27 protein-coding genes are annotated in these 23450 nt (G+C 46.0%); 6 read left to right on the top strand and 21 right to left on the bottom strand.

The features are described 5' to 3' along the window. Positions 1–90 precede the first annotated feature (90 nt). Genes dut through LPB140_RS05770 form a run of 7 tightly spaced genes read right to left on the bottom strand, consistent with a single transcriptional unit; the run spans position 91 to position 5300 of the window. Positions 91–534 carry a dUTP diphosphatase gene (dut, locus tag LPB140_RS05740; RefSeq protein WP_072559027.1) on the bottom strand — a complete coding sequence of 148 codons (444 nt, stop codon included), beginning with the start codon at positions 532–534 and terminating at the stop codon, positions 91–93. A 24-nt stretch (positions 535–558) separates the two neighbouring features. Continuing rightward, positions 559–1800: a bifunctional phosphopantothenoylcysteine decarboxylase/phosphopantothenate--cysteine ligase CoaBC gene (coaBC, locus tag LPB140_RS05745; protein WP_072560502.1), complete on the bottom strand. Its 1242-nt coding sequence runs from the start codon at positions 1798–1800 to the stop codon at positions 559–561. Positions 1801–1804: 4 nt separating this feature from the next. Further along, complete coding sequence (locus tag LPB140_RS05750) at positions 1805–2101, bottom strand: CcdB family protein (protein ID WP_072559028.1); 297 nt, start codon at positions 2099–2101, stop codon at positions 1805–1807. Continuing rightward, positions 2101–2352, bottom strand: coding sequence for a type II toxin-antitoxin system CcdA family antitoxin (locus tag LPB140_RS05755; RefSeq protein ID WP_072559029.1), 252 nt, complete (start codon positions 2350–2352; stop codon positions 2101–2103). Before LPB140_RS05755 ends, LPB140_RS05750 begins: the two co-directional genes overlap by 1 nt. 45 nt (positions 2353–2397) lie before the next feature. Next, positions 2398–3015: a hypothetical protein gene (locus tag LPB140_RS05760; RefSeq protein WP_072559030.1), complete on the bottom strand. Its 618-nt coding sequence runs from the start codon at positions 3013–3015 to the stop codon at positions 2398–2400. Next, entirely contained in the window at positions 3012–4559 is a 1548-nt protein-coding gene (gene ubiB, locus LPB140_RS05765) for a 2-polyprenylphenol 6-hydroxylase (protein ID WP_072559031.1), read from the bottom strand. The genes LPB140_RS05760 and ubiB overlap by 4 nt, the downstream gene beginning before the upstream one ends. 9 nt (positions 4560–4568) lie before the next feature. Further along, a complete protein-coding gene (locus tag LPB140_RS05770; RefSeq protein WP_072560504.1) occupies positions 4569–5300 on the bottom strand; it encodes a class I SAM-dependent methyltransferase in 732 nt (243 codons plus the stop codon). Between the two features lie 104 nt (positions 5301–5404). Here LPB140_RS05770 and mutM point away from each other — a divergent pair, with 104 nt between their 5' ends. The 3 genes from mutM (at position 5405) to dnaA (ending at position 8700) form a co-directional block, all read left to right on the top strand. Then, positions 5405–6217 (top strand): bifunctional DNA-formamidopyrimidine glycosylase/DNA-(apurinic or apyrimidinic site) lyase, encoded by an 813-nt coding sequence (mutM, locus tag LPB140_RS05775; protein ID WP_072560506.1) that lies wholly within the window; start codon positions 5405–5407, stop codon positions 6215–6217. A 140-nt stretch (positions 6218–6357) separates the two neighbouring features. Next, positions 6358–6621, top strand: a complete 264-nt coding sequence (rpsT, locus tag LPB140_RS05780) for a 30S ribosomal protein S20 (RefSeq protein ID WP_072560509.1) — start codon at positions 6358–6360, stop codon at positions 6619–6621. 645 nt (positions 6622–7266) lie between these two features. Beyond that, positions 7267–8700, top strand: a complete 1434-nt coding sequence (dnaA, locus tag LPB140_RS05795) for a chromosomal replication initiator protein DnaA (protein ID WP_072559034.1) — start codon at positions 7267–7269, stop codon at positions 8698–8700. Positions 8701–8820: 120 nt separating this feature from the next. Here dnaA and LPB140_RS05800 read toward each other — a convergent pair whose 3' ends face one another. The 4 genes from LPB140_RS05800 to secB form a co-directional block, all read right to left on the bottom strand. Then, positions 8821–9501, bottom strand: coding sequence for a DUF4136 domain-containing protein (locus LPB140_RS05800; RefSeq protein WP_418346542.1), 681 nt, complete (start codon positions 9499–9501; stop codon positions 8821–8823). A gap of 115 nt (positions 9502–9616) precedes the next feature. Beyond that, positions 9617–10609: a tryptophan--tRNA ligase gene (trpS, locus tag LPB140_RS05805; RefSeq protein ID WP_072559036.1), complete on the bottom strand. Its 993-nt coding sequence runs from the start codon at positions 10607–10609 to the stop codon at positions 9617–9619. 32 nt (positions 10610–10641) lie between these two features. Then, complete coding sequence (murJ, locus tag LPB140_RS05810; RefSeq protein ID WP_072559037.1) at positions 10642–12219, bottom strand: murein biosynthesis integral membrane protein MurJ; 1578 nt, start codon at positions 12217–12219, stop codon at positions 10642–10644. Between the two features lie 55 nt (positions 12220–12274). After that, positions 12275–12793 carry a protein-export chaperone SecB gene (gene secB / locus LPB140_RS05815; RefSeq protein WP_072559038.1) on the bottom strand — a complete coding sequence of 173 codons (519 nt, stop codon included), beginning with the start codon at positions 12791–12793 and terminating at the stop codon, positions 12275–12277. 367 nt (positions 12794–13160) lie between these two features. Between secB and LPB140_RS05820 the strand changes: the two genes are divergently transcribed. Genes LPB140_RS05820 through LPB140_RS05830 form a run of 3 tightly spaced genes read left to right on the top strand, consistent with a single transcriptional unit; the run spans position 13161 to position 15895 of the window. Further along, positions 13161–13835: a Tim44/TimA family putative adaptor protein gene (locus tag LPB140_RS05820; RefSeq protein WP_156874150.1), complete on the top strand. Its 675-nt coding sequence runs from the start codon at positions 13161–13163 to the stop codon at positions 13833–13835. A gap of 37 nt (positions 13836–13872) precedes the next feature. Continuing rightward, on the top strand, positions 13873–15189 hold the full coding sequence (gene mltA / locus LPB140_RS05825) for a murein transglycosylase A (RefSeq protein ID WP_083550079.1): 1317 nt from the start codon (positions 13873–13875) through the stop codon (positions 15187–15189). A gap of 4 nt (positions 15190–15193) precedes the next feature. Then, positions 15194–15895, top strand: coding sequence for a Smr/MutS family protein (locus LPB140_RS05830; RefSeq protein WP_072559039.1), 702 nt, complete (start codon positions 15194–15196; stop codon positions 15893–15895). Positions 15896–15898: 3 nt separating this feature from the next. Here LPB140_RS05830 and dapE read toward each other — a convergent pair whose 3' ends face one another. From dapE to LPB140_RS05885, 10 genes are all read right to left on the bottom strand, one after another. Further along, entirely contained in the window at positions 15899–17035 is a 1137-nt protein-coding gene (gene dapE, locus LPB140_RS05835; RefSeq protein WP_072559040.1) for a succinyl-diaminopimelate desuccinylase, read from the bottom strand. 45 nt (positions 17036–17080) lie between these two features. Beyond that, positions 17081–17746, bottom strand: a complete 666-nt coding sequence (locus LPB140_RS05840; RefSeq protein WP_072559041.1) for a glutathione S-transferase family protein — start codon at positions 17744–17746, stop codon at positions 17081–17083. A 111-nt stretch (positions 17747–17857) separates the two neighbouring features. After that, positions 17858–18484, bottom strand: coding sequence for a ribosome biogenesis GTP-binding protein YihA/YsxC (gene yihA, locus LPB140_RS05845; RefSeq protein WP_072559042.1), 627 nt, complete (start codon positions 18482–18484; stop codon positions 17858–17860). Next, a complete protein-coding gene (yidC, locus tag LPB140_RS05850; protein WP_072559043.1) occupies positions 18484–20268 on the bottom strand; it encodes a membrane protein insertase YidC in 1785 nt (594 codons plus the stop codon). The genes yihA and yidC overlap by 1 nt, the downstream gene beginning before the upstream one ends. A 55-nt stretch (positions 20269–20323) precedes the next feature. Beyond that, positions 20324–20533 (bottom strand): membrane protein insertion efficiency factor YidD, encoded by a 210-nt coding sequence (yidD, locus tag LPB140_RS05855; protein ID WP_072559044.1) that lies wholly within the window; start codon positions 20531–20533, stop codon positions 20324–20326. Then, complete coding sequence (gene rnpA, locus LPB140_RS05860) at positions 20530–20997, bottom strand: ribonuclease P protein component (protein ID WP_232223468.1); 468 nt, start codon at positions 20995–20997, stop codon at positions 20530–20532. Before rnpA ends, yidD begins: the two co-directional genes overlap by 4 nt. 153 nt (positions 20998–21150) lie before the next feature. Then, complete coding sequence (gene rpmH, locus LPB140_RS05870) at positions 21151–21285, bottom strand: 50S ribosomal protein L34 (RefSeq protein WP_072559047.1); 135 nt, start codon at positions 21283–21285, stop codon at positions 21151–21153. 123 nt (positions 21286–21408) lie between these two features. Then, positions 21409–21732: a PGPGW domain-containing protein gene (locus tag LPB140_RS05875; RefSeq protein WP_072559048.1), complete on the bottom strand. Its 324-nt coding sequence runs from the start codon at positions 21730–21732 to the stop codon at positions 21409–21411. Between the two features lie 130 nt (positions 21733–21862). Next, the gene (locus LPB140_RS05880; RefSeq protein WP_072559049.1) at positions 21863–22486 is read right to left on the bottom strand and encodes a DNA-3-methyladenine glycosylase family protein; all 624 of its coding nucleotides are present in this window, start codon (positions 22484–22486) and stop codon (positions 21863–21865) included. After that, on the bottom strand, positions 22486–23361 hold the full coding sequence (locus LPB140_RS05885) for a hypothetical protein (RefSeq protein ID WP_072559050.1): 876 nt from the start codon (positions 23359–23361) through the stop codon (positions 22486–22488). The genes LPB140_RS05880 and LPB140_RS05885 overlap by 1 nt, the downstream gene beginning before the upstream one ends. Positions 23362–23450 lie beyond the last annotated feature (89 nt).

The following is a 23450-nucleotide window of genomic DNA, read 5'->3' on the forward strand; positions in this document are numbered from 1 at the left end:
TTATAAAAAATAATTTGTCATAAAATAACCCAAAATGCCACAATTTTAATCTGCTTGATTACCACATTATTGGATGATTGATGCAGATGATTATACGCCCGTTGAGCCAAATCCGCCCGTTCCGCGCACGGTATCGTCCAAAATCTCGACTTCGGCAATTTTTGCCTGTGTCACCGGTGCGACAATGATTTGGGCGATACGGTCACCGCGTTTAATGGCAAAATCATCCTCACCCAAATTGATCAATATCACCTTCACTTCACCGCGATAATCGCTGTCTATTGTGCCGGGGCTGTTCAAAACGGTTATCCCATTTTTAAAGGCAAGGCCGGAGCGCGGGCGCACCTGAACCTCAAAACCTGGGGGGACAGCCATCGACAATCCTGTGGCAATGGCGGCGTGGCGGCCCACGCGCAGGGTGATATTTTCGGCGGCACAAATATCCATGCCTGCTGCGCCCGCGCTTTCATATTTGGGCAGGGGCAGGCCCGCACCATGATTTAATCTTTTAATTTGCAAGATGGTTTCAGACATTATTTCCCCCGAAAATTTGAAATATTATTTTTGAAAATGCTCGGCAATTTTGGCAATTAATTTCCTTGCCACCACATGTTTGGGCGCATCGGCCCATTGTTCATTGCCATTTTGGGTGACCAGCAAAATTTGGTTATTATCGCCGCCCATCACATCACCCGACACATCATTGGCAACAATCCAATCGCACCCTTTTTTGGCAAGCTTAGCCGCCGCATGTTGGGATAATTTTTCGGTTTCCGCCGCAAAGCCGATTAAAAGGGGCGGGCGGTGATTGCTTTTGGCCAATCCCGTCAAAATATCAGGATTTTCGGTCAGCTTTAGGGGCGCTGGAGCATCGCCATTTTTCTTAATTTTTTGATCGGCGGCATCTGCGGTGCGCCAATCGGCAACGGCGGCGACCATGATGGCAACATCGCATGGCATGGCATTTTGAACCGCCCGTTCCATGTCACGCGCGCTTTCCACATCCATGCGGATAACCCCTGCTGGCGTTGTTAAATGCACCGGACCTGCCACCAAAATAACCTCTGCGCCGGCCTCCGCCGCTGCCTCTGCAATGGCGAAACCCTGACGACCGGAGGACCGATTGGCGATATAGCGCACCGGATCAATGGGTTCATGCGTTGGGCCAGCGGTGATAACAATTTTTTTGCCATATAGGGGGCGATGCTGATGCTCTGCAAAATCGGGCTGTCCGGCAAGGGGCGCGTGCACAATATGCGTGCTGCCCAACATCGACATTATATGCGTGGTAATTTTTTCCGGATCGGGCAGGCGGCCTGGACCATATTCGCCGCATGCCATGTCACCTTCATCGGGTTGCATGATATTGATGCCATCATCAGCCAATATTTTCATATTGCGCTGCGTTGCGGCATGTTGCCACATCCGCACATTCATGGCGGGCACGGCAAGCACGGGCTTATCGGTGGCAAGCAAGATGGTGGTCGCCAAATCATCGGCAATGCCCGCCGCCATTTTGGCCATGATATTGGCCGTGGCGGGGCAAATGACAATTAAATCGGCCTGACGCGATAATTGAATATGGCCAATTTCGCTTTCTTCCTTCAGGTCGAACATATTGCCATAAACATGATCCTCGGTCAAAACGCCAAGCGACAATGGCGTAACAAATTCGGCCGCGCTTTTGGTCATCACCGCACGGACCGATACGCCCTGTTTTTTCAATAAACGGACCAGCTCCAATGATTTATATGCCGCAATGCCGCCAGAAACGATAAGCAGGATGGATTTTTCAGTCATAGGTTCAATATCCACTGATCAACATATCAAGCGCGTCAATAATCTCAAAACTATGTTTGGATAAATTAGCAATAGGCTTTGATAGTCTATTGCGCGGAATGGCAAATATCAATTGTGTTGATAAAATATATTGCTGTCCCTTTATTTCAAAGGTTGGATGAAGGCGGGTTACAGCGGTCATTCCACTATGGGGCAAAAGCGGCACAACAATGCGGGTATCAAAATCTTTTAAGATTTCGGTTTGGCAATCCAGCAAATATCCCTTGCCGCTTGCACCATAATATACGTCAAATCGCGCCATTAAATTTGACGATATTCATCATATGGCATGCCACTTTCCTGTATCCAATCATTCCAACTTTCCACTGCGGCCTTATTTTCCAATTTCCATTTTACCTCAATTGCATGGCGTACTTCTTCGTTTAGGCCGCGTTCACATGCGCTGGAAATGTTGATGTTAAGCGATTTGGCTTGGGCGACAAGCTGGGTATTTAACGACACATTGGTCGGTTTTTTCGTAGCATCTTTTTTTGATATTGCAGGTTTGTTCATATCGCATCCTTTATGCGCATAATATATGTGTATAATGGATGCCTGTCAAACATTGCTTTTAATATCAATAATTAAATAATCTTGTGAACTTAAACTTGGACTATAACCAAAATGTAGTAGGATATAATCAAAAATATCGCTATTTATTGTATAGCCATTGACGAGCAGCGGTGTTGAGTAAACACCATCTGAACCACATACTAACATTAAAGGGCGACTGACTTTCGATTTAAGTAGATGTTCTCTAAATGCTATTTCTTTCTTGCGTATTTGACGCGTAAGGCATTCTTGAAATGTTTCTGGCGTCCAGTTAAAATAATATCTGACAATATCGCCTGTTTTTTGCAGATATTTCATGCGGCGCATCGTTTGTTCGTGAATAATATTTGTGAATTCAGCACAAATCTCGTTGCCATCTTCCAATTTTAATGTGGCATCAGGTGGGTCACACATTTCAATGCTACAGATATTGGGTAGCCCATCGCGTTTCATTATCCATTCATAAGATTCTTCAATCGCGGTTAGTTCAACATACGACCTATGCTCATTTCTCTCATCTGAGCGCGGGGTACTATATGCGTGCTGGCCACAATCAGGCATATCTTTTTCAGATTGTCGAAGGATTTTAATAACTTCATCATTCAATTTATTTATGCCATTCATCCCCATTGCCCCATGGCTACCGCGCCAATTACACCGGCGATAATGGCGGTAAAGGCATATTTCCAAAATCCGTTACCATGTGATTTTTTATCCCAAATCAATTTCACAGGGGGCAGGGGCGGGGCTTCGGGAGCGCCGCCCTTTTTCGGCAATTGATCATCCAATCGGCGGATAATATCGGGGATAAGTTTTAATGTATCGGCCTGTTTTTTTAACCCATCGGCAATCATTGCCTCTGGCCCTAATTCATCGCGAATCCAATCACGAATATAGGGGGCGGAAACATCCCACATATTAATTTGCGGGTTTAAACTGGTCGCTATCCCTTCCACCATGACCATGGTTTTTTGCAGTAATAATAAATGAGGCTGCGTTTCCATGTCAAAATCACGGGTAATGGCGAACAGGCTGTCCAACATTTGCCCCACGCTTAATTCCGCAACGGGTTTGCCGCGTGTCGGTTCACCCACCGCGCGAAGGGCCGTCGCAAATTCATCCACATTATGATAGCTTGGCACATATTGCGCCTCAAAATGGATTTCGGCCACGCGCTTATAATTTCCAGTGGTCAGGCCATATAAAATTTCGGCAAGCCAGAAACGAGCCTGTTTATTTATCCGCCCCATAATACCAAAATCAATGGCGACAATCGTTCCATCATCTTGTACAAATAAATTGCCCTGATGCATGTCGGCATGGAAATATCCCTCTGCTATGGCTTGGTTCAGAAAGGTTAAAACCAATTTTTCGGCAATTTTATTCAAATCATGTCCGGCGGCTTTTAACGCATCAATATTGGAAATTTTGGTGCCATTAACCCATTGCAAAGTCATGACGCGACCTGATGTCCTGTCCCAATCAATTTTGGGGATGCTATATCCATCAACCCCGTCCATCATTTCATGCAGTTCTGACGCGTTGGCGGCTTCCCGCCTTAAATCCAGCTCCCTTAATGTCCAACGTTTCAAATTGGCAATCACCAATTGCGGGCGCAGGCGGGCCGCCTCTCCACCCAATGCCTCTAAATGTACAGCCGCCCATTCATAGGTTTCAATATCACGGGCAAATTGTTCGCGAATTCCAGGGCGCAATACCTTTACCGCGACCTGTTTACCCTCATTTGTAATGGCGCGGTGCACCTGTGCTATGGATGCCGCGCCCACGGGAATGGGGTCAATTTGGCTGAACAGTTGATCCGCAGGGGCGTTCAGGCTGCTGTCAATTTCGGCATAAATATCGTCAAATGATGCGGGGGGGAGTTGGTCCTGTAAAGTCAGCAAATTTTGGGCCGCCTCTGCACCAATAATATCGGGGCGAGTGGCCAAAGTTTGTCCTAATTTAATGGCCGCAGGGCCAATCGCCTTAAACGCGCCGGCATAGTCCGGCTCTTTTGGTTGTATTGTGCCAAAACGGGCAATGCGGAACAATCTTTTGACCTGTGGCGGGGTGTTGCGATCTGCCTCCAACCCGCGCAATGCGCCATGTTTGGCAAGGATACGCCCCCATTTGATTAGGCGATAAATATGCGTAGATGCCTTTGTCATATGCCTAGTTTATACTTTCCATCCGCTGTGAATGGCGACAAGTCCGCCCAAAATGGGGGTGACCTTTGTTTGGGTAAAGCCGGCATCTTTTATCATATTTTGAAATGTTGGCATGTCGGGAAAACGGCGGATGGATTCGATTAAATAACGATAGCTATCTTCATCATCGGCCAATAATTTGCCCAATTTAGGAACGATTTTATGTGAATATTGGTCATATATTTTGGCCATGCCGGGCCATTCCATGGTGGAAAATTCAAGACAGAAAAAACGTCCGCCATATCGCAATACACGATGTGCTTCACGCAATGCCTTGGGTATATCGGTCACATTCCTAATCCCAAATGCAATGCTATATGCGTCAAAATGCATGTCGGGAAAGCTTAGCTCCTCAGCATTTTGACGTGACCAGACAAGGCCATCCAACCCGCGTTCCATTGCGCGTTCAATGCCAACGTCGAGCATGTCTTGGTTAATATCCGACACGGTAATATTTGCGCCCGATGGTTCCATACGAAACGCAATATCGCCCGTGCCGCCCGCCATGTCCAAAATATCCTCGCCATTACGTGGGTTAATTTTGCGGACAAATTTATCCTTCCACAAACGGTGTAACCCGCCCGACATGGCATCATTCATCATGTCATAATTACGCGCAACATTGGAAAAGACATGGCCCACACGGCCTGTTTTCTCACTGGCATCAATTTCTTCATATCCAAATGAAACTTTGTCGGCCATAAAATATCCTTTATGCACTTATGATTTGTTGCGTCCATTGCCTTTATCTAGATAAGGATGATCGGGCAAATAGAAACCATATTTTTTACGATATTGGAGCGATTGTGCCAGAATTACCTGAGGTGGAAACGACAATAAACGGATTGGTCCATTTTTTACAGGGCCGACGTTTGACAAGGGTGGAGACAAGGCGCGATAATTTGCGCTGGCCATTTCCGCCTGATTTACGTCAAAGGATGGAGGGCGCTTTTGTCACCAAATTAAGCCGAAGGGCCAAATATGGCCTAATCTTTACCGACCGCGATGATGTGATGATTTTCCATTTGGGTATGTCGGGCAAATGGCGCGTAGATGTGGATGAAATTGAAAAACATGATCATTTATTATTGGGAACTGATGATGGCCGATTATTGGCATTAAACGACCCGCGCCGTTTTGGCAGTGTGGACATATTGCCCGCGTCTGAAATAAATGAATATCCGCCCTTTGTGAAAATGGGGCCTGAGCCATTGGGCGGTGAATTTAATGCCGCCATGCTGCACGCGTCGTTAAAAGACAAAAAATGCACCATAAAGGCGGCGCTGCTTAACCAAAATATTGTCGCGGGGCTTGGCAATATTTATGTATGTGAGGCATTATATGCCGTGGGTTTGCATCCACAAAAATTGGCTTATGTCATTAAAATAAACAAAATTAAGGCGTTGGTGGAGGCGATAAAGGAAATTTTGGAACGTGCTATTGCCGCTGGTGGGTCGTCTTTACGCGATTTTGCCGCGCCGGACGGGGAACTGGGATATTTTTCGCACCAATGGAGCGTTTATGGCCGCGAAGGTCAGCAATGTAAATGTGGTGATATTATTATTCGCATCACACAGCAGGGCAGGTCGAGTTTTTTATGCCCCAAATGCCAAAAATAATGAAAGATGGCAGATATAATTAGGTATAAATTTGTGAATTTACATTGACGCGGGTGGGCAAGGAAGGTAAAGGCCACATCTGATTTGGACGAGTCTTGCTACTCGCCCTTTATTTTGCATTATTTTTTGAGGTATCATTTATGGCAAATACGCCGCAAGCACGTAAACGCATCCGTCGCAACGAACGCCGCACGGTTATTAACAAAAACCGCGTTAGCCGCATTCGCACATATATTAAAAATGTGGAATCGGCTCTTGAAGCAGGCGACAAAAAAGCGGCCAGCGAAGCACTTGCAATTGTTCAGCCAGAATTGGCGCGCGGTGTTGCACGCGGCGTGGTTCATAAAAATACCGCATCACGTAAATATAGCCGTTTGAACAAGCGCGTTGCCGCTTTGGCATAATTTATAATTGCGATTTCGCACTTATTAAAAAATATTTTAGCCTGCTATGTCCGCATAGCGGGCTTTTATTATATTTTGCCGATTTTAATGCCGATTCGCAGCAGGCCAAGCTGTTAATGATAAGCTATGGATAAGCCATTTTACAGCTTTCGCCGCCTAAGGCCGCGCCCATCCATAATTCTTCGCCTTGGCTGAATAGATGGTTAGCCATTATTGATAAAAGAACAGAACGCAAATGCTGCGATTCGGATAATGGCTTATTAACCATCCCTATATAAATATAATATTTACAATAGCTTAATTGATTTATAACGCAAAATAAGGCGCGCACCGAGTCAATAGGGTTTATTTCATTTTTTTTACAGCCAAGCTATTGATAGAATCCAAAAATGCCGCTTAGATAAGTTTTCGATTAAAGATGATTCCATCTTCGGTTCAAAAAAATATTGAAAATCTTACGCATAATTTCTGCGTCTGTTTGGATTGGATATATTCGCCGCCCATTATGCATATAATGACGGCATATTTTAAATATTTGCGCGCAGGATTACGTGAGATAATCTGCAAATTATTTATATGAGCCGCAAATTGAAGAATTAAGGGGTGTTTGGGGTGAATATAAAGGACGGTCAAATTATGCCCATTATGGGCAGCATTAATGCTGATTTGCATGACGCAGATTTGACCATTTCTGATCATAAAGCCGATGATAAGGTTGATGGCCAAATGGCGCAGCATTGGGACTTAATCCGTTCCGGTCTGCGCCGTGATTTGGGTGCACGAATCTATGGCCAATGGATTCGGCCCATTGTTGTGGGTGAGTTTTGCGACTTGACCGGCACTATTGAAATGGTGCTGGGCACAGATTTTTCGGCAAATTGGGTGTCGGATCATTATGGTGACCGTATCCGTATGGCATGGCGTCATGCCGATCCTTCGGTTCGCCAGGTCAAATTTCGCGCCCGCGCAGGCGCGGCAAAAATTGAAACTATTAAAAGCAAAATTGAAAAACAAGATATTGAAAAGCCCCAATCGGATCAAATTTTCGCCTATAATGAAAGCGGTTTGGATCCGCGCTTTACCTTTGCAAATTTTGTAAAAGGTGATGGCAATGCGCTTGCCCTTACCGCTGCGGAACGTATGGCGGCAGAGGAAAAGCCACTATTCTCTCCGCTTTATCTTCAAGCTGCGACAGGGCAGGGAAAAACCCATTTAATGCACGCCATTGGCCATGCATATCGCCAGCTTCATCCCAATGCGACCGTCATTTACATGCCGGCGGAACGTTTCATGATGGAATTTGTGACCGCGATGCGCCGCAAAGAAGTGATGGAATTTAAGGCGCGATTGCGCAGTGCAGATATTTTGTTAATCGATGATATTCAATTCATTGTTGGCAAAGTGTCCACACAGGAAGAATTTTTGCACACCATAGATTCAATTATGGGCGCAGGGAAAAGATTGGTAGTGGCGGCCGACCGCGCACCACAGGCGCTGGACGGCGTGCATCAACGTATATTATCGCGCCTGTCCATGGGATTGGTTGCTGATATTCAATCGGCCGACCTTGATCTACGCCGCGCCATTTTGAACCTGCGTCTTTCGCAAATGCCCGAAATTTCGGTTGGCGAAGATGTGGTCGAGTTTCTGGCCCGCACGATAAGCCGCAATGTCCGTGAGTTAGAGGGCGGTTTGAATAAATTGCTGGCTTATTCGCAATTAACGGGCCGTCCTGTATCGCGCGCATTGGCGGAGGAGCAGTTAAAGGATATATTATCCGCTTGCCGCCGCCGTATTACCATTGATGAGGTGCAGCGCGCGGTCAGCGAATATTTCCGTATAGACCGCAGCGAAATGTCATCAAAACGCCGTGCCCGTGCCGTTGTGCGCCCGCGTCAGGTGGCCATGTATATTGCAAAGGTGATGACGCCGCGTTCTTATCCAGAAATTGGCCGTAAATTTGGAGGTCGTGACCATAGCACGGTGATTCATGCCGTGCGATTGGTGGAGCAATTGCGCCAATCGGATAGTGATATGGACAATGATGTGCGCACGCTTATCCGCCAATTGGAGGCATGATAACAGCGCCACTTATTTTTAGGGTAAAATTATATTTTAATGATATGGATAAAATAGGGCCGGCAATTGCCAGCCCTTTTTCTTTAAATAATTGCCATTTTTAACCGACAGAAAAAGCGGTTAATCCTTTTCTGGGGCGACGGAAATGCGAACCGTTTCGCCGCTATTGCCTGGAAAGTCGGTGAACATCGCCTCGACCAGATTTGGCACCAAATATTGCAATCTGTTTGAACGGGATTTGGCCTCCGCCTTGCCCTCAAATAAACGCTCTCCGCTGACACGGTTGTTGATGGTAATGTCTATTCCGCTGGTAAAAACGGTAAAGCTATCATCACGGCCAAATCCATCCGATCCGAATAAAAATGGATCATAATAGCCGCTAATATATCGATATCCATGACGGGTGCGCACGACAACGGGACGCGAATATCCGCGTCCATATCCCCAATATGGGTCATAAAATGGATCGCGGCTGCGCAGGAAACGTTCCTTGCCCTTATCAATGCTATAATCAAATTTAACGATTAAATCGGCATTGCTGCTATCATCTATGGGGGTATAGCCCAAACGCTGCATCTCTGCGCTAACCTCTGCTGCATATAGGCCAAATTCAATGCCGCCTTCATTTTTCGGGTCAGCCGCCATGACGGCAAAGCTTTGCCCCGTTGGCGCGGGCATTTGTTGGAAACGCGATACGTTGGCATTGAAATTTGATGCACAGGCGGAAAGGGTGAAGGCTGATGCGGTCAAAATGATAAGCGAAGCCAACCCCTTTATGGATGAAAATTTAATCATGTTCATGGCCTCCTATTCAAATATGCCCATTGATAATAGATAGTCGCAAAATTGCGATTATCAACTAGCATAGATGATATTGGCTGAACCTGTCTTTAACAAATGGCCATTATTTAAATATTTACCTCAATAGCCCCATTGCTTCATAGGCGGCATTAACGGTGGGAGCGGCTGTTTCGCGTGCTTTTTCCGCACCCTTGGCCAAAATTGCGTCAATTGTGTCAATATCTTGTTTCAATTCAACAAATTTAGTCCTTATCGGATTCATTGCGGCGACCAACCTATCGGCAAGTGCGGGTTTAAACGCGCCAAATCCTTGGCCCGCAAATTGATCCAATATTTTTTGCGGTTCAACATTGTCCAATGCCGCCCAAATGGCGATAAGATTGCGTGCCTCATTACGGTCTTTTAATTCGTCCATCGTCTCGGGCAATGCCTCTGCATCGGTTTTTGCTTTACGAATTTTTTGCACAATCACATCATCATCATCGGACAAATTTATCCGGCTTGCTTCGCTTGGGTCGGATTTTGACATTTTGGATGCTCCATCCCGCAGCGACATAACCCGCGCAGCAGGACCGGAAATAAACGGTTCAGGCAGGGTGAAGATTTCTTTATTATTATCAGTATTAAATTTGGTGGCGATATCGCGGGCTAGTTCCAAATGTTGTTTTTGATCTTCGCCCACGGGAACATGGCTTGCCTGATAAATTAACACATCGGCCGCCTGTAACACGGGATAGGCATATAGGCCGACACTGGCGCCTTCGCGATTTTTACCCGATTTTTCCTTAAATTGGGTCATGCGGTTTAACCAACCGATGCGCGCGGTGCAAAATAATAACCATGCTAGCTCGGCATGGCCGGGCACTTGGGCCTGATTAAATAAAACAGATTTGTCGGCATCAATCCCTGCAGCGATAAGCGCGGCGGCCATTTCGCGGGTGTTGGCGCGTAGGATATTGGGTTCATTATAAACGGTAATGGCGTGTAAATCGGCAAGGAAGAAATAGCATTCGCCCTGTTCCTGCATTTTTACCCAATTTTTAATTGCGCCCAGATAATTGCCTAAATGCAAATTTCCGGTTGGCTGAATGCCAGATACAACGCGCATAATTTATTCCTTTACCAAATTTTGACGGCGAATTATTTGCCTCGACTGCGCTTTAATGCAGAAAGCTGCTCGCGGTCAATCGCGCCAACGGCCCATCCAGCAATTGCATAAATTGCACCGCCGGAAATAACAATCAGGCTTAACGAGAAAATTTTATCAATCACACTGCCTGAATAATATGGGGTAAGCCAGCTCATCAACCATATAAGCAAAGCCGACATGGCCGCTGTGGCAATAATTTGCCGCACAATTTTATTGGCCAATCCAATGGTAAAATGAAACCAGCCGCGTTTATGCAAAATGACATAGAGCAAAATGCAATTTAAACTTGCCGATGCGGCGGTTGCCGCGGCAAGGCCGACAATGCCAAATCCGGCATATAGCACCACATAAATATTCAAACCAATATTGAAAATAAGCGATGCTAAGGCTGTTAAAACGGGGGTGCGTGTGTCCGAACGGGCAAAAAATCCAGGAATAAGGATTTTGACAATAACATAGGCAGGAAGGCCCGCGACCAATGCAATGACGATATTGGACATAATCGCGCCATCATCCAATGTAAATTTACCGCCGACAAAAAATGCAGTTGTAAATGCGGGCGCACAAATGGCCAATGCCGCCGCGGCGGGCAGGGTCAATAAAGTGGCCATTTCAAATGCCTGTGCCTGAATGCGTTGTACCTGAACCTTGTCATCATTTTGGATAAAACGTGACAACATGGGTAAAATAGCGGTGCCCAACGCAATGCCCACAATGCCCAAGGGCATTTGGTTAAGCCGGTCAGCCATTTTAAGCAGGGTTAGCGATCCTTCGGGCAGGGACGTTGCAAAAAATGTATCAACAAATTGGCTGATTTGATAAATGCCTGCACCAAAGGTTGCGGGTAAAATCAACATGCCCAATTTTTTGATGTCGTCGGAAAATACTGGCTTGCTGATTTTTAATGATAATCCCGCACGGCGGACGGACCACCATAAATAAATCATTTGGACAAGGCCGGAAATGGAAACAGCCGCGCTTAACGCATAAACAACATATGCGTCATCATCGCTATCTCCGCGCCAATAATGGCCGATTAAAACCCCGATTATCATGACAATATTAAATAATATGGGGGCAATTGCACCGGGCGCAAATTTTGATCGTGAATTTAACAATCCGGTCAACATGGCGACCATGCTGATAAATGCCAAATAGGGGAATGTAACCCGGCTTAAAAATACTGATAATTCATATTTTCCAGGGATAGCCTGAAATTTCGGAGCAAGCAGCCAGACAATAAAAGGCATGGCCATCATGGCGATGGCGGTAAAGCCCAATAAAATCCAAATAAAAACAGATAAAACATCATTGGCGAATTTTTCCGCTTCTTCTTCGCCATTTTCGCCTGCCAATTTGCGGCTATACATGGGGATGAAGGCGACCGAAAACGCCCCCTCGGCAAATAATCGCCGAAAAGTATTGGGCAGGGTAAAGGCCAATTGATAGGCATCGGCCGCCAACCCCGCGCCCAAGACGCGGGCAATGATTATGTCCCTAACAAAACCAAATATGCGCGAAATGACTGTAAAGCCCGCAATCGTCGATGTATGTTTAATCAGGCTCATCTTCGCGCTTTTCCCAGTATAAGGGTTATTTTACTGCTTATAAATATGCTCTGGCTTATGCCTGACCTGCGGGTTGTTCGGCGGCCAATTGCTCAGCCTGTGCGCGTTGCTGAACATATAATGCATTAAAATCAATCGGCTCCAATACCAATGGAGGGAAGCCGGAATCGCGCACTGCATCAGCCAAAATTCGGCGAGCAAAGGGGAATATCAAACGGGGTGCTTCGCCAAATAAAAATGGATGTGCTTGTTCTGCGGTAATATTGCGTAGGCCAAATAACGCCCCATAGCTTAAATCAACGGCAAAGCCGACGCCCGCTTCATGCACCGATTTAACGGTTAATTTTAACACAACTTCATGTACTTCGTCGCTGACGCTATTCACTTCAATATTCACCTGAACATCGATTTGTGGTTGGTCTTCCCAATTAAAACATTCGGGTGAACGTGGGTTTTCAGCAGATAAATCCTTAATATATTGTGCAATCATGCCGACTTGGGGTGCGGTATCTGCGCCATTTGCGGCCGCAGCTTCGTTAAAATCTTGCGCATCATTATTTGTTTCGTCGGCCATGTTTATTTACCTTTATCCTTTTTCATTATTTCCCATATATGCGCCGCCGCATTGGGCAAAAAATCAAATTAAAAATTTACCGCCTTGTGAAGCAGTTTGATGGTTCATGCGCATATTTGTTATAGCAATATATTGCAAGATAATATGGATTAAGAAGGGGTAAAACGTAAAAATTCCCTATTTTATGACCTTGGCATTTGAAAGCTGGGGCAATTGCGCCTATATGCATATAAAGTTAGAAATAATTATTTGGGATTATGTTAAGTGATTGTTCAATCGCCATTGCCCATATAGTGCATAATATTCGCCAATATTCACCGGCGGATAAAGGTTTTTTGGCGTTTTTTCGTCAATTTTAGGAGGTAGTGTGACGATAGATATTGTTTTAATGGCGATGGTTGCGGCATTTTTAGGGCTTCGGCTTTATTCTGTCCTGGGCAAACGCACCGGCCATGAACAAGAACAGCTGCCCCGCCAAATGGATGAGGAGCGCAGACCCCCCATCCAACAGGCCGAAGAAATTATTCCAGCGCGCACGCCTGCAAAAATCGTCAAGGCGGAGGATGATTTAGAGCAGCAAAATTTGGATATTTTATCACAAAGCGGGCTTCGTTCGATTATGAATGCGGATAAGAATTTTAACTTATTGCATTTTGCCGAGGGTGCGCATGGCGCATATGATGTTATTTTAAAGGCATTTTGGCAAGGTGATAAGGCATCTTTGCGCGAATATTGTGACGATAGCGTTTATAATGAAATGTCGATGGCAATTGATATGCGTGATGAGGCGGGCGAGGTTTTGGAAAATAAATTGATCCGGATTGAGGAAAGCCGCATTGTTGAAGCGACATTTAATCATCCCATCGCGCAAATTAAAATGCAGTTTAAATCGGATATCTCTGCGCTTGTTAAAAATAAAGAGGGTGAAATTATTGGCGGTTCGTTAAGCGACGCGGTACAGGCAAATGATATTTGGACATTTGAGCGTAATATTAAAAATGGCACGCCAAATTGGACATTGGTTGAAACCGATATTGCCTGATTATTTCAAAATTATTTAACATAAATGGGTTGTAAAAATGGCTATGAATGCATCAAATTTCATTCGGGCGGCTGGTTTGATCGGCCTGTCTTGTGTCATGACGGCATGTAGCGGGGGGATTATTCCCCAAGGCGGTGTGGCCACGGCATCAACGCCGTCACGTCAAAATGCACCAATTTATGCGCCAACTTCAAATAATGGCGTGTCAAATAATATGGCGGCGGAGCAAGCGGCAAAGCCGATCCCCGCAACGCCCATGGCAGCAATGGCCGCCCCAAATGTCAAAATAAACGCCCTTACATCCGCGCAAATGGGTGTCGTTAACGGACCAGATATAGGTTCATTAAATTTAGGCAATGAAAATAAAATTGCAGGCGCATTGGCGTCATTTAAGACATCATGTCCCGGTTTATTGCGGCGTGAGGATCAATCGGGCCTGACTGTCAATGCCGATTGGCAAAATGCGTGCAATGCGGCAAATAATTGGAATGGCAGCGCACGCGATTTTTTCAGCACCTATTTCACGGCGGTGCAAATTGGTGAGGGCAAGGGATTTGTCACGGGATATTTTGAACCGGAAATATTAGGATCGCGTAAAAAACAAGCCGGATATGAAGTGCCCATTTATGCACGCCCCAATGATTTGGTGGATGTTGACCTTGGCCTGTTTAATGAGGAATTAAAGGGTAAGCGGGTTCGTGGTAAGGTTGAAGGCAGTAATTTGGTGTTATATGATGACCGCGCGGCGATTGATAATGGCGCATTGGCGGGACGCGGGCTTGAGCTTGCATGGGCGGCTGATCCGGTGGAGCTTTTCTTCCTTCAGGTTCAAGGGTCGGGCCGATTGCGTTTGCCAAATGGGGATGTGATGCGCATTGGCTATGCCAGCCAAAATGGACGCGATTATACCGGCATTGGTAAATTGATGCGTGAGCGCGGCTTGCTTGGCCCGGGTGAGGCATCGATGCAGGGCATTGTTAATTATTTGCGGCGCAATCCCGAAGAAGGCCGCAAAATCATGCATGAAAATAAAAGCTATATTTTCTTTCAAGAATTAAATGGCGAAGGGCCGCTTGGCGCGATGGGATATCCCGTTGTGGGAGAGGTTAGCGTGGCTGCGGATCCGAAATTTACCCCGCTTGGTGCGCCAATTTTCCTTTCCATGGACCGCGCAGAACCCAATGGTATTTGGATTGCACAAGATACAGGCGGCGCGATTAAGGGCGCAAATCGTTTTGACAGTTTTTGGGGGGCGGGTGACCGCGCCCGCGCCATTGCGGGCGGCATGTCCGCGCGCGGCACATCCTTTATCTTCCTGCCCAAGGAAGCAGCGGCCCGTTTGGGCGTACGTTAAGGATGTGGTAAGGAAATTACACCCTGATGAAGCTTTATGGGCGCGGGTGGTTGAAACGGTAAAGCCATTTATGGGTAGGGTTGAGCGCACTCAAAATGCCGCTATCAAAAATACCGTTATCAAAAATACCGTTCCCAAAAATGCGCCTTCTTCTAAGGGTGTAAAAAACGCGCCATCCCCTGTTCAGTCGCAACATAAGGCCGCGCCGCAACATAAGGCCGGTCCAATTGAAGCAGCCGCGCCGATGATGTCGATGGCCGATGCTTTAAAATTACCGATTAAAAAACCATCACATCGTGAGCATTTTATAACTAGTGCAAAGCCCAATCCAATAGTTAACCCACCATCATCCGATGGCGCGGCCCATCATTTGGATGGCCATTGGGAACGCCGTTTCAATCGCGGCGTTATAAACCCCGATGTGCATATTGACCTGCACGGGGAAAATATGTCGGGCGCATATCAGCGGTTGGACCATGCATTGGCAGAGGCAGTGCATATTGGTGCACGGGTGATATTATTGGTGACCGGCAAGGCACGGTCGCATGACCGGCAAAGCGGATCGGGCAGGGGGGCAATACGCGCGGTCATTGCCGATTGGTTGGCCGCGTCGCGCCACGCATCACATATTGCCGATGTTCGCGGCGCACATCCGCGTCATGGCGGCAATGGTGCAATTTATATAATATTACGCCGGAAAAGATAATTGTTAAGATTGTAATGCCGCGCGGACAATATCGGCATAAATGATGGTTAGTTTTTCCAAATCATCTGTGGCGACGGCTTCATCCAATTTATGCATGGTGGCATTGCACAAACCAAATTCAACCACCGGACAAAGGGCGGATAAGAAACGCGCATCCGATGTGCCTCCGCTGGTCGATAATTCGGTTTTAATGCCAAGATTTTTTTCAATCGCTGCACTGATAAGGCCGGAAAGTTCGCCGGGCGGGGTTAGAAATGGCTCACCTGAAATAATCGGCTCTAACTCTCCACCGCCATCGCTTACAATATCACCGATTAATGTGCTTAACGATGCGCCGCTATGCAGATCATTAAAACGAATGGAAAGCCGCGCCTCTGCCTTTGCTGGGATGACATTATGCGCCGGATTGCCGACATGTAAATCGGTAACCTCTATATTGCTGGGTTGAAACCAATCCGTCCCTTCATCCAAAATCAATGCGTCAATTTTGCCCAATATGGCCACCAATTTGGTAATTGGATTATCGGCCAAATGCGGATAGGCGACATGGCCCTGCGCGCCATTTACCCGCACCCACATATTAACCGATCCGCGCCGACCAATTTTAATCATATCGCCAAGCCGGTTGACCGATGTCGGCTCTCCCACCAAGCATAAATCAGGGATTTGTTCTGCCGCACGCATATGGTCAATTAAGGCGCGTGTGCCGTAAAGTGCCGGGCCTTCCTCATCACCTGTGATGATAAGGCTGATGATGCCTTCATCTTCATTTATGTCATGCAAAGCAGCAATAAAGGCGGCAATGCTGCCCTTCATATCCACCGCGCCGCGGCCATATAGTAAATCGCCGCGAATTTCGGGGGTAAAGGGATTGCTGGCCCATCCCTCGCCAGGCGGCACAACATCAACATGGCCGGCAAAGGCAAAATGGCGCTTTTTTATATGCGGGCTATTATTGCCCCGAATCGCGAACAGATTTTCAACCGGTCCATCGGGCGCATCACCAGAAATGAAACGGTGAATATGAAATCCCAATGGGGTAAGTATCGCCTCCAATTCATCAAAAACACCGCCAGTGGCAGGGGTGATGGAGGGGTGGGCGATTAACCTTTCGGCATATTTTACGGCAATGCTATTCATGGCTCTTTATGACCATAAAATAATAATAAATGCTATGCAAAATTGTTAATTTTGGCCCACATCTTCAAAATGGTCGATAATCCATTTTTCCTCGGAGGCTTCTTCATACCATTGGACCATCCACGCATGTTCCATCATGGTATCGACATAGCTTTGCGCAAAGCCAGGCAGGGTAAAGCCATAGGTGACAAAACGTGTAACAATAGGGGCATAGAAAATATCGGCTGCGCTGAATGTGCCGAATAAATATGGGCCGGAGCGTCCAAAACGCGACCGTGTCTCTGCCCATAATTGCAGGATGCGGATGGCATCATTGCGGGCTTCCTCGCTTATTTGAAAACCTGCAAATTTTTTACGTACATTCATGGGGCAATTGCGACGCAGGCCCATAAAGCCGCTATGCATTTCGGCGCATAATGAACGTGCCATGCCGCGCGCAGCATCATCTTTGGGCCAAAAACGATCGCGCCCAACCTTATCCGACAGATATTCCAATATCGCCATACTGTCCCAAATGACATTTTCATCATCCCATAAAATGGGCACTTTGCCAGAGGAAGGGATTAAATCTGATTCTATTTTGCGGCTTTCCCAATCATCATTGTAAAGCGGCACGGTGATTTCTTCGAATGAAAGGCCGGATTGTTTCGCCGCCAACCATCCGCGCATAGACCAGCTTGAATAGGCTTTATTTCCGATAATAAGTTTCACTTTGCCCCCAAAATCCTGTCTCCATTATGGAGTGGTTATTGATATGCCGATTATCCTAATATGGCAAATGCCGATTGTCATTATATTTGCCGCAAAATATAATATGCGATATTATGTTTCAATTGTTTCCAAAATAAAGGCGCGAAGTTCGTCTATTCCGCCCTTTTTTTCTGCGCTGGTAATGGAAATTTCGGGATAGGCGGCGGAATGTTTGCGCAATTCGGCTTGCACCTCTTCGGAAATTTTAACCAATTCGCTATTTTTAATTTTATCCGCCTTGGTAATGACAATGCGGTAACTAATCGCTGCATCGTCCAACATTTTCATAAAATCACGATCAACATCTTTAAAACCATGACGTGCATCAATTAACACAAAAGTGCGTTTTAACTTTTGCCGCCCGCGCAGATAATCATTTACCAAATGGCGCCATTTTTGAACCGTGGCAACGGGCGCTTTGGCAAAACCATATCCCGGCATGTCGCAGATTCGAAATAATATCGGGCTGCCCACATCGAAAAAATTTAATTCCTGTGTCCGGCCCGGCGTGTTGGACGCGCGCGCCAATCCATTGCGGTTTACCAACGCGTTGATAAGCGATGATTTGCCAACATTGGATCGTCCGGCAAAGGCGATTTCCATCACATTGCCATCGGGCAGGAATTTCAAATCCGGCGCGCTTTTTAAAAAAGTCACCGGACCTGAAAATATTTTATTCAATGTATTTTTGTCTGACATTATTTTGCTGCTTTTGCTTTTTCGGCTTTTTCCTTGGCCTTTTGCTCGGCCTCTTCCGCCATTTGAATTTTTAATTGCGGATGGCGGGAATAAAGCCATTTTTGTTGCAAAATTGAGATGAAGTTGGACATTACCCAATAAAGCTGAAGCCCTGCGGCAAATGGTGCCATGATGAACATTAAGAACCAAGGCATCAGCCCAAATACTTGTTTTTGAATATCATCCATTGGCTGCGGATTTAACTTTTGCATTAACCACATGGAAATACCCAATAATATTGGCAATATACCAATGGCAATCATCGCGGGAGGGTCAAAGGGCAATAGGCCGAATAAATTGACCGGGGTCAATGGATCGGGTGCGCTCAAATCCTTAATCCACAGCATGAATGGTTGGTGACGCATTTCAATGGTCAGCATTAATAATTTATACAAGGAGAAGAAAATCGGAATTTGCAGGACAATGGGCAAGCAGCCCGCAAGCGGATTTACCTTTTCATCCTTATACAGCTTCATAATTTCCTGCTGCATTTTTGGTTTATCTTCTTTGTAACGCTCCTGCAATTTCTTCATTTTCGGTTGCACCGCGCGCATTGCCGCCATGGAGGCAAATTGTTTTTGCGCAACGGGGAACATCAATAATCGCACCAAAAAGGTCAGCCCAAGTATGGCAAAGCCGAAATTTCCAAAGACACCAAAGAACCAGTGCAGCACCTTGAAAAATACTTTTTCAATGGCCCTGAACCATCCCCAATCGATTGAATAATCAAGTTTGTTTACACCAATTTCATCCACATATTTGTCCAATACCTCAACTTCTTTCGCGCCGGCATATAAATATGAAATATGGCTTACCCGATTATTTGGGGAAACTTTGCTTTGCACCGAACGCACCATGACGGTTTGATATTCGCCATTTACCTGTTGAAAACGGCCCTGCATTGATGATTTCGGATCGGGGATTAAAGCGCCCAGCCAATATTTATCGGTAAAGCCAAGCCAGCCGCCATTGCTTTCAAATCCGACACGGCTATTGGGTGCTTCGGCGACATCATCATAATCCCAATCATAATCGGCAACATCGTCAAACACGCCCATTGGGCCGATATGAATGTTCCAACTATCCTTTTCTTTTGGAAGTTCCGCGCGTGATAACATACCAAATGGAGAAATTTCGGCAGGCTGGCTGCTAAAATTGCTGAATCGTTGTTCGGTTTTAATCAAATAATCTTCATCAATGCTCAAAATAATTTCAAATAATTGATTCTTATCATTCTTCCAACTTAACGTAATGGGGTTTTTGGGGGTTAAGGCTGCGCCATTTGCGCTCCATAATGTGTCCGCATTGGGCAGGGTTATATTACCCGTGCCAACCCATGAAAAACTGCCATAATATGCGTTTTTACTACCCTTGGGAGAGAATAAACGCACCGGCGGTGATTTTTTATCCAAATCGGTGCGGTGCGCCAATAATAATAAATCATCAACTTGCGCGCCGCGCAGGTTAATTGAACCGGATAATTTTGGCGTGGAAATTTTGACCCGTTGACCCGTGGCAATGACTTGCTCTGCGCTTAAATTGGTTTTCGGTGCGGCCTGCGCGGTGGGAATATCGGGCAATGCCGCGCTGCCGCCTGTGTTGGGGGCTGCTTGGCTATTTTTGGCGGCGACCGGTGCGTTTTGCTGCACTGCTTCGGGCATGAAATAGGAAACAGCATATTGCCACCCAACTAATATTAGTCCGGTAAAGACAATTGCTAAGATTAAATTACGCCGGTCTTCCACTATATTATACCTTTATATTATATATTTACGTCATATTATATTCATAAAATGGGGTTTATGGCACCGGATCGTGTCCGTGCCCGCCCCATGGATTGCAGCGCAATAGCCTTTTCAGGCCCAGCCAGCTACCTTTAATTACACCATAGCGATTTATCGCAATTATCATATATTCAGAACATGATGGTGCATAACGGCAAGTGGGCGGCAAAATGCGCGATGGGCCCCATTGCCATAAACGAACGAAAAAGATGAAAAATGCCTTCATCCATTTTGGCTTTCGTCAATTTTATCGGCGGCTTTTACATATATTTTTTGTGTTTTCTTGGCAGATTTTCGCGCAATATAGGCAAGCGCTGTGCGCATTTCATTCGCCATTTGGGTAAAGTCACGCGTCAAAGCTTCTTTACGGCCAATCATAATATGGTCGCAATGCGCCATGCCATGATGCGGCAATATTTCATGGCATAATGCACGAAAACGGCGCTTTATCCGATTGCGCGCGACCGCATTGCCGGTTTTTTTTGTGACGGTATAGCCAATTCTTTTGGGCGCATGATGCCCGCGATAAAGGACGAGCAGGATGAAAGCAGGGGTGACATATTTCATGCCCCGATTGGCTTTAATAAAATCAGGCCGCTTTTTTATCATTTCATATGGCGCATCATATGGGGCAGCCGCCATTATTTTCGATTCGATATCGGCCGATTTATTTTCCGCAATTTGTTTCATATTATGCAACAGCCGATAAAGTTAAAAGAGCATATGCGTTAAAAGACCAAAATGAAAAAGGGCGCAACAGATATTCTGTCCGCCCCAAATTCATATTGTTAAAAAATGATTCGTCCAAATTGGACAAATATTTTTTTAACGGTGCTTTATTGCTTACGCGCTGAGTGACTTGCGGCCACGGCTGCGGCGAGCGGCAATAATTTTGCGGCCACCGGGAGTAGCCATGCGGCTGCGGAAACCGTGACGGCGCTTGCGCACGAGGTTGCTCGGCTGAAAAGTGCGCTTCATGATATGATCCCTTATACATTAAATAATTGATGGTTTTATTAAATAAAAAAGCCGCCCTTTGCCCAAAAAATGAGCAGACAGCCTTTAATTGCTTTGTGCCATTATGCGCGAATGAAATAAAAGTCAACTCTTTGGCTTCCCAAAAATGTCCTTTATTTGCTTTTTTATAGGCGGAATTGGCGGCATTTCTTTTTGACCGCGCCTGCGTAGGGCCCAATCGGTCCATTTGCCGTAATCAGGAAATTTTTTTTTGAAACGTAAATATTGTTTTTTTGCCCATTTGCTATTGCGCAGGACAATGCCCAAACCAAGGGGGAACATGATGATGAACCCAGGGCCGGGCAGTGCACCGACAATGGGGGACAATAGGATAAGCAACCATCCAATGACCAACCACCCCAATTTCGCGGCGGGTGAATTTTTCAAAAATCGTAAAATTGCGGACAAATATTCTTCCCTTACCCTTTAATGGCAATTGCCAATAAATACGGCCTAATGTCCTTTATTTGGCGACTGAAAATCATGTTTTCAAGGGGCAGGGCGCACCATTAATGTATAAAATATAGCGGTTGGTCGGTTAAATAGCTTCGAAATTTTTATTATAAACATGCCAGCAAAATGTCGCCGCCGCGCCGCGATGCGGGTGCCAATCATCGCCATGTAGGCGCGTTTCTTTTTCATTGGGACGTTCATCCAATCCCTTAATCCGTTTTACCGCTTCTTGAATCGCCAAATCGCCTGCGGGCCAGATATTGGGTCGTCCTTCTGCAAATAACAGATAAATTTCTGCCGACCAGCGGCCAATGCCTTTTACGCTGGTTAATTGCGATATGGCCTGTTCATCATCGGGTGACAAATTGTCCAAATCCAGCGCACCTGTTAAAATTAACTCGGCCAATGATCGTGCATATCCTTGTTTTTGGCGGCTAAGCCCGCATGCGCGAAGTTCTTCAAAATCCTTTGTTATTAAATTTTCGGCGGGGCAATTTTCGCCTAATAAATTTTCCAATTTATTCCATACTGATGCGGCGGCGGCCACGCTGACTTGTTGGCCGACAATGGTGCGCAGTAGGGATTGATAGCCCGTCGGACGAATCCGCCCTTCTGGATAGCCGAATTGCTGAATTAAATTGGCCAGCACTTTATCATGCAGGGCAAGCTCATCCAAAGATGATTTAATAATTTCAGAAGAAATGCCCATTATGGCGCCAATTTAATCAACGCCTCTGGCGCACGGTCACTGCCGGGGCGAACCTCCCAACTCATTACATTCATCCCATTAACCTGTTTTGGGCCTTCCAATGTATTATTTGTCAAAATCTCGCCATCGGTTTTAATGGTAAATGTGCCGCGTGCGGCCTTATAACTAATTCCTGTTGGGCCTTTTTCACCCGCCAATGGGGCAATGGCGCTAAACCCAGCGGCAGATGCCACGAACAGCGAATTTAAATCCAAATTATTGCGGAATGTGGGGGCGGCAAATTTGACCCGTCCTTCGGTCCATCGATTTGCATAGAATAAAGGCTCTCCCATGGAATAGCCAGGAATAAAGGCAAAGGCATAATCACGGTCCAGCATGCCTTTAATCGAATAATCAACCTCAAACACACCATCGCCCTTATGCTCTACCTTATTCCACCCCTCCATACGGGTCAGGCCGCGGGCAAATTCATTGATGCTTTCGGGGTCTTCGGGATCAACACCGGCCAATAAAGCGCCCAATGTTTCTTTTAATTCTTCGGCCTTTTTCTTTTTGGCATCGATATTTTTCTGCCATTCTTCGCGTTGTTCCTCGGTTTCTTCCTCGGTGCAGTCTCTGACGTCGAAATCGCCTTCCTCATCATAACAAATGGCGGTGAATTCTGCTTCCTCTTCGCCTTCTTTTTCGGCAATTGAGGACCATTGACGCAGCATTAACTGCATCCCCACCATTTGAATCTCCCCCTTATAAGTAAAGGAGAATTGGCCATTTTTATATGCAATCATTTCCGCATTAAAATTGCCCGGCATTAACAAACAACCGGTCAATAAAAATGGTGCGGCAAGTGCAAATAAAATGGTGGAAATGCGTTTCATTATATTGGCCTGTTCATCAATAGTAAAAAATAAAGCTTAATCATAAGCGTGAAGCAATCAAGCAATAGTTTAATTATTACAAATAAATA

It is taken from the genome of Sphingorhabdus lutea (assembly GCF_001889025.1).
Lineage (GTDB): Bacteria > Pseudomonadota > Alphaproteobacteria > Sphingomonadales > Sphingomonadaceae > Sphingorhabdus_B > Sphingorhabdus_B lutea.

Coding starts and splice junctions, on each gene's coding strand:
- LPB140_RS05770 (WP_072560504.1), bottom strand. CDS start 5,300: ATGGCCGACAAAGTTTCATTTGGATATGAAGAAATTGATGCCAGTGAG.
- dnaA (WP_072559034.1), top strand. CDS start 7,267: ATGGGCAGCATTAATGCTGATTTGCATGACGCAGATTTGACCATTTCT.
- rpmH (WP_072559047.1), bottom strand. CDS start 21,285: ATGAAGCGCACTTTTCAGCCGAGCAACCTCGTGCGCAAGCGCCGTCAC.
- LPB140_RS05885 (WP_072559050.1), bottom strand. CDS start 23,361: ATGAAACGCATTTCCACCATTTTATTTGCACTTGCCGCACCATTTTTA.
- ubiB (WP_072559031.1), bottom strand. CDS start 4,559: ATGACAAAGGCATCTACGCATATTTATCGCCTAATCAAATGGGGGCGT.
- LPB140_RS05750 (WP_072559028.1), bottom strand. CDS start 2,101: ATGGCGCGATTTGACGTATATTATGGTGCAAGCGGCAAGGGATATTTG.
- LPB140_RS05800 (WP_418346542.1), bottom strand. CDS start 9,501: ATGAACATGATTAAATTTTCATCCATAAAGGGGTTGGCTTCGCTTATC.
- trpS (WP_072559036.1), bottom strand. CDS start 10,609: ATGCGCGTTGTATCTGGCATTCAGCCAACCGGAAATTTGCATTTAGGC.
- yidD (WP_072559044.1), bottom strand. CDS start 20,533: ATGAAGGCATTTTTCATCTTTTTCGTTCGTTTATGGCAATGGGGCCCA.
- dut (WP_072559027.1), bottom strand. CDS start 534: ATGTCTGAAACCATCTTGCAAATTAAAAGATTAAATCATGGTGCGGGC.
- LPB140_RS05755 (WP_072559029.1), bottom strand. CDS start 2,352: ATGAACAAACCTGCAATATCAAAAAAAGATGCTACGAAAAAACCGACC.
- murJ (WP_072559037.1), bottom strand. CDS start 12,219: ATGAGCCTGATTAAACATACATCGACGATTGCGGGCTTTACAGTCATT.
- dapE (WP_072559040.1), bottom strand. CDS start 17,035: ATGAATAGCATTGCCGTAAAATATGCCGAAAGGTTAATCGCCCACCCC.
- rpsT (WP_072560509.1), top strand. CDS start 6,358: ATGGCAAATACGCCGCAAGCACGTAAACGCATCCGTCGCAACGAACGC.
- yihA (WP_072559042.1), bottom strand. CDS start 18,484: ATGTCAGACAAAAATACATTGAATAAAATATTTTCAGGTCCGGTGACT.
- LPB140_RS05880 (WP_072559049.1), bottom strand. CDS start 22,486: ATGGGCATTTCTTCTGAAATTATTAAATCATCTTTGGATGAGCTTGCC.
- secB (WP_072559038.1), bottom strand. CDS start 12,793: ATGGCCGACGAAACAAATAATGATGCGCAAGATTTTAACGAAGCTGCG.
- coaBC (WP_072560502.1), bottom strand. CDS start 1,800: ATGACTGAAAAATCCATCCTGCTTATCGTTTCTGGCGGCATTGCGGCA.
- mltA (WP_083550079.1), top strand. CDS start 13,873: ATGGCTATGAATGCATCAAATTTCATTCGGGCGGCTGGTTTGATCGGC.
- rnpA (WP_232223468.1), bottom strand. CDS start 20,997: ATGAAACAAATTGCGGAAAATAAATCGGCCGATATCGAATCGAAAATA.
- LPB140_RS05760 (WP_072559030.1), bottom strand. CDS start 3,015: ATGAATGGCATAAATAAATTGAATGATGAAGTTATTAAAATCCTTCGA.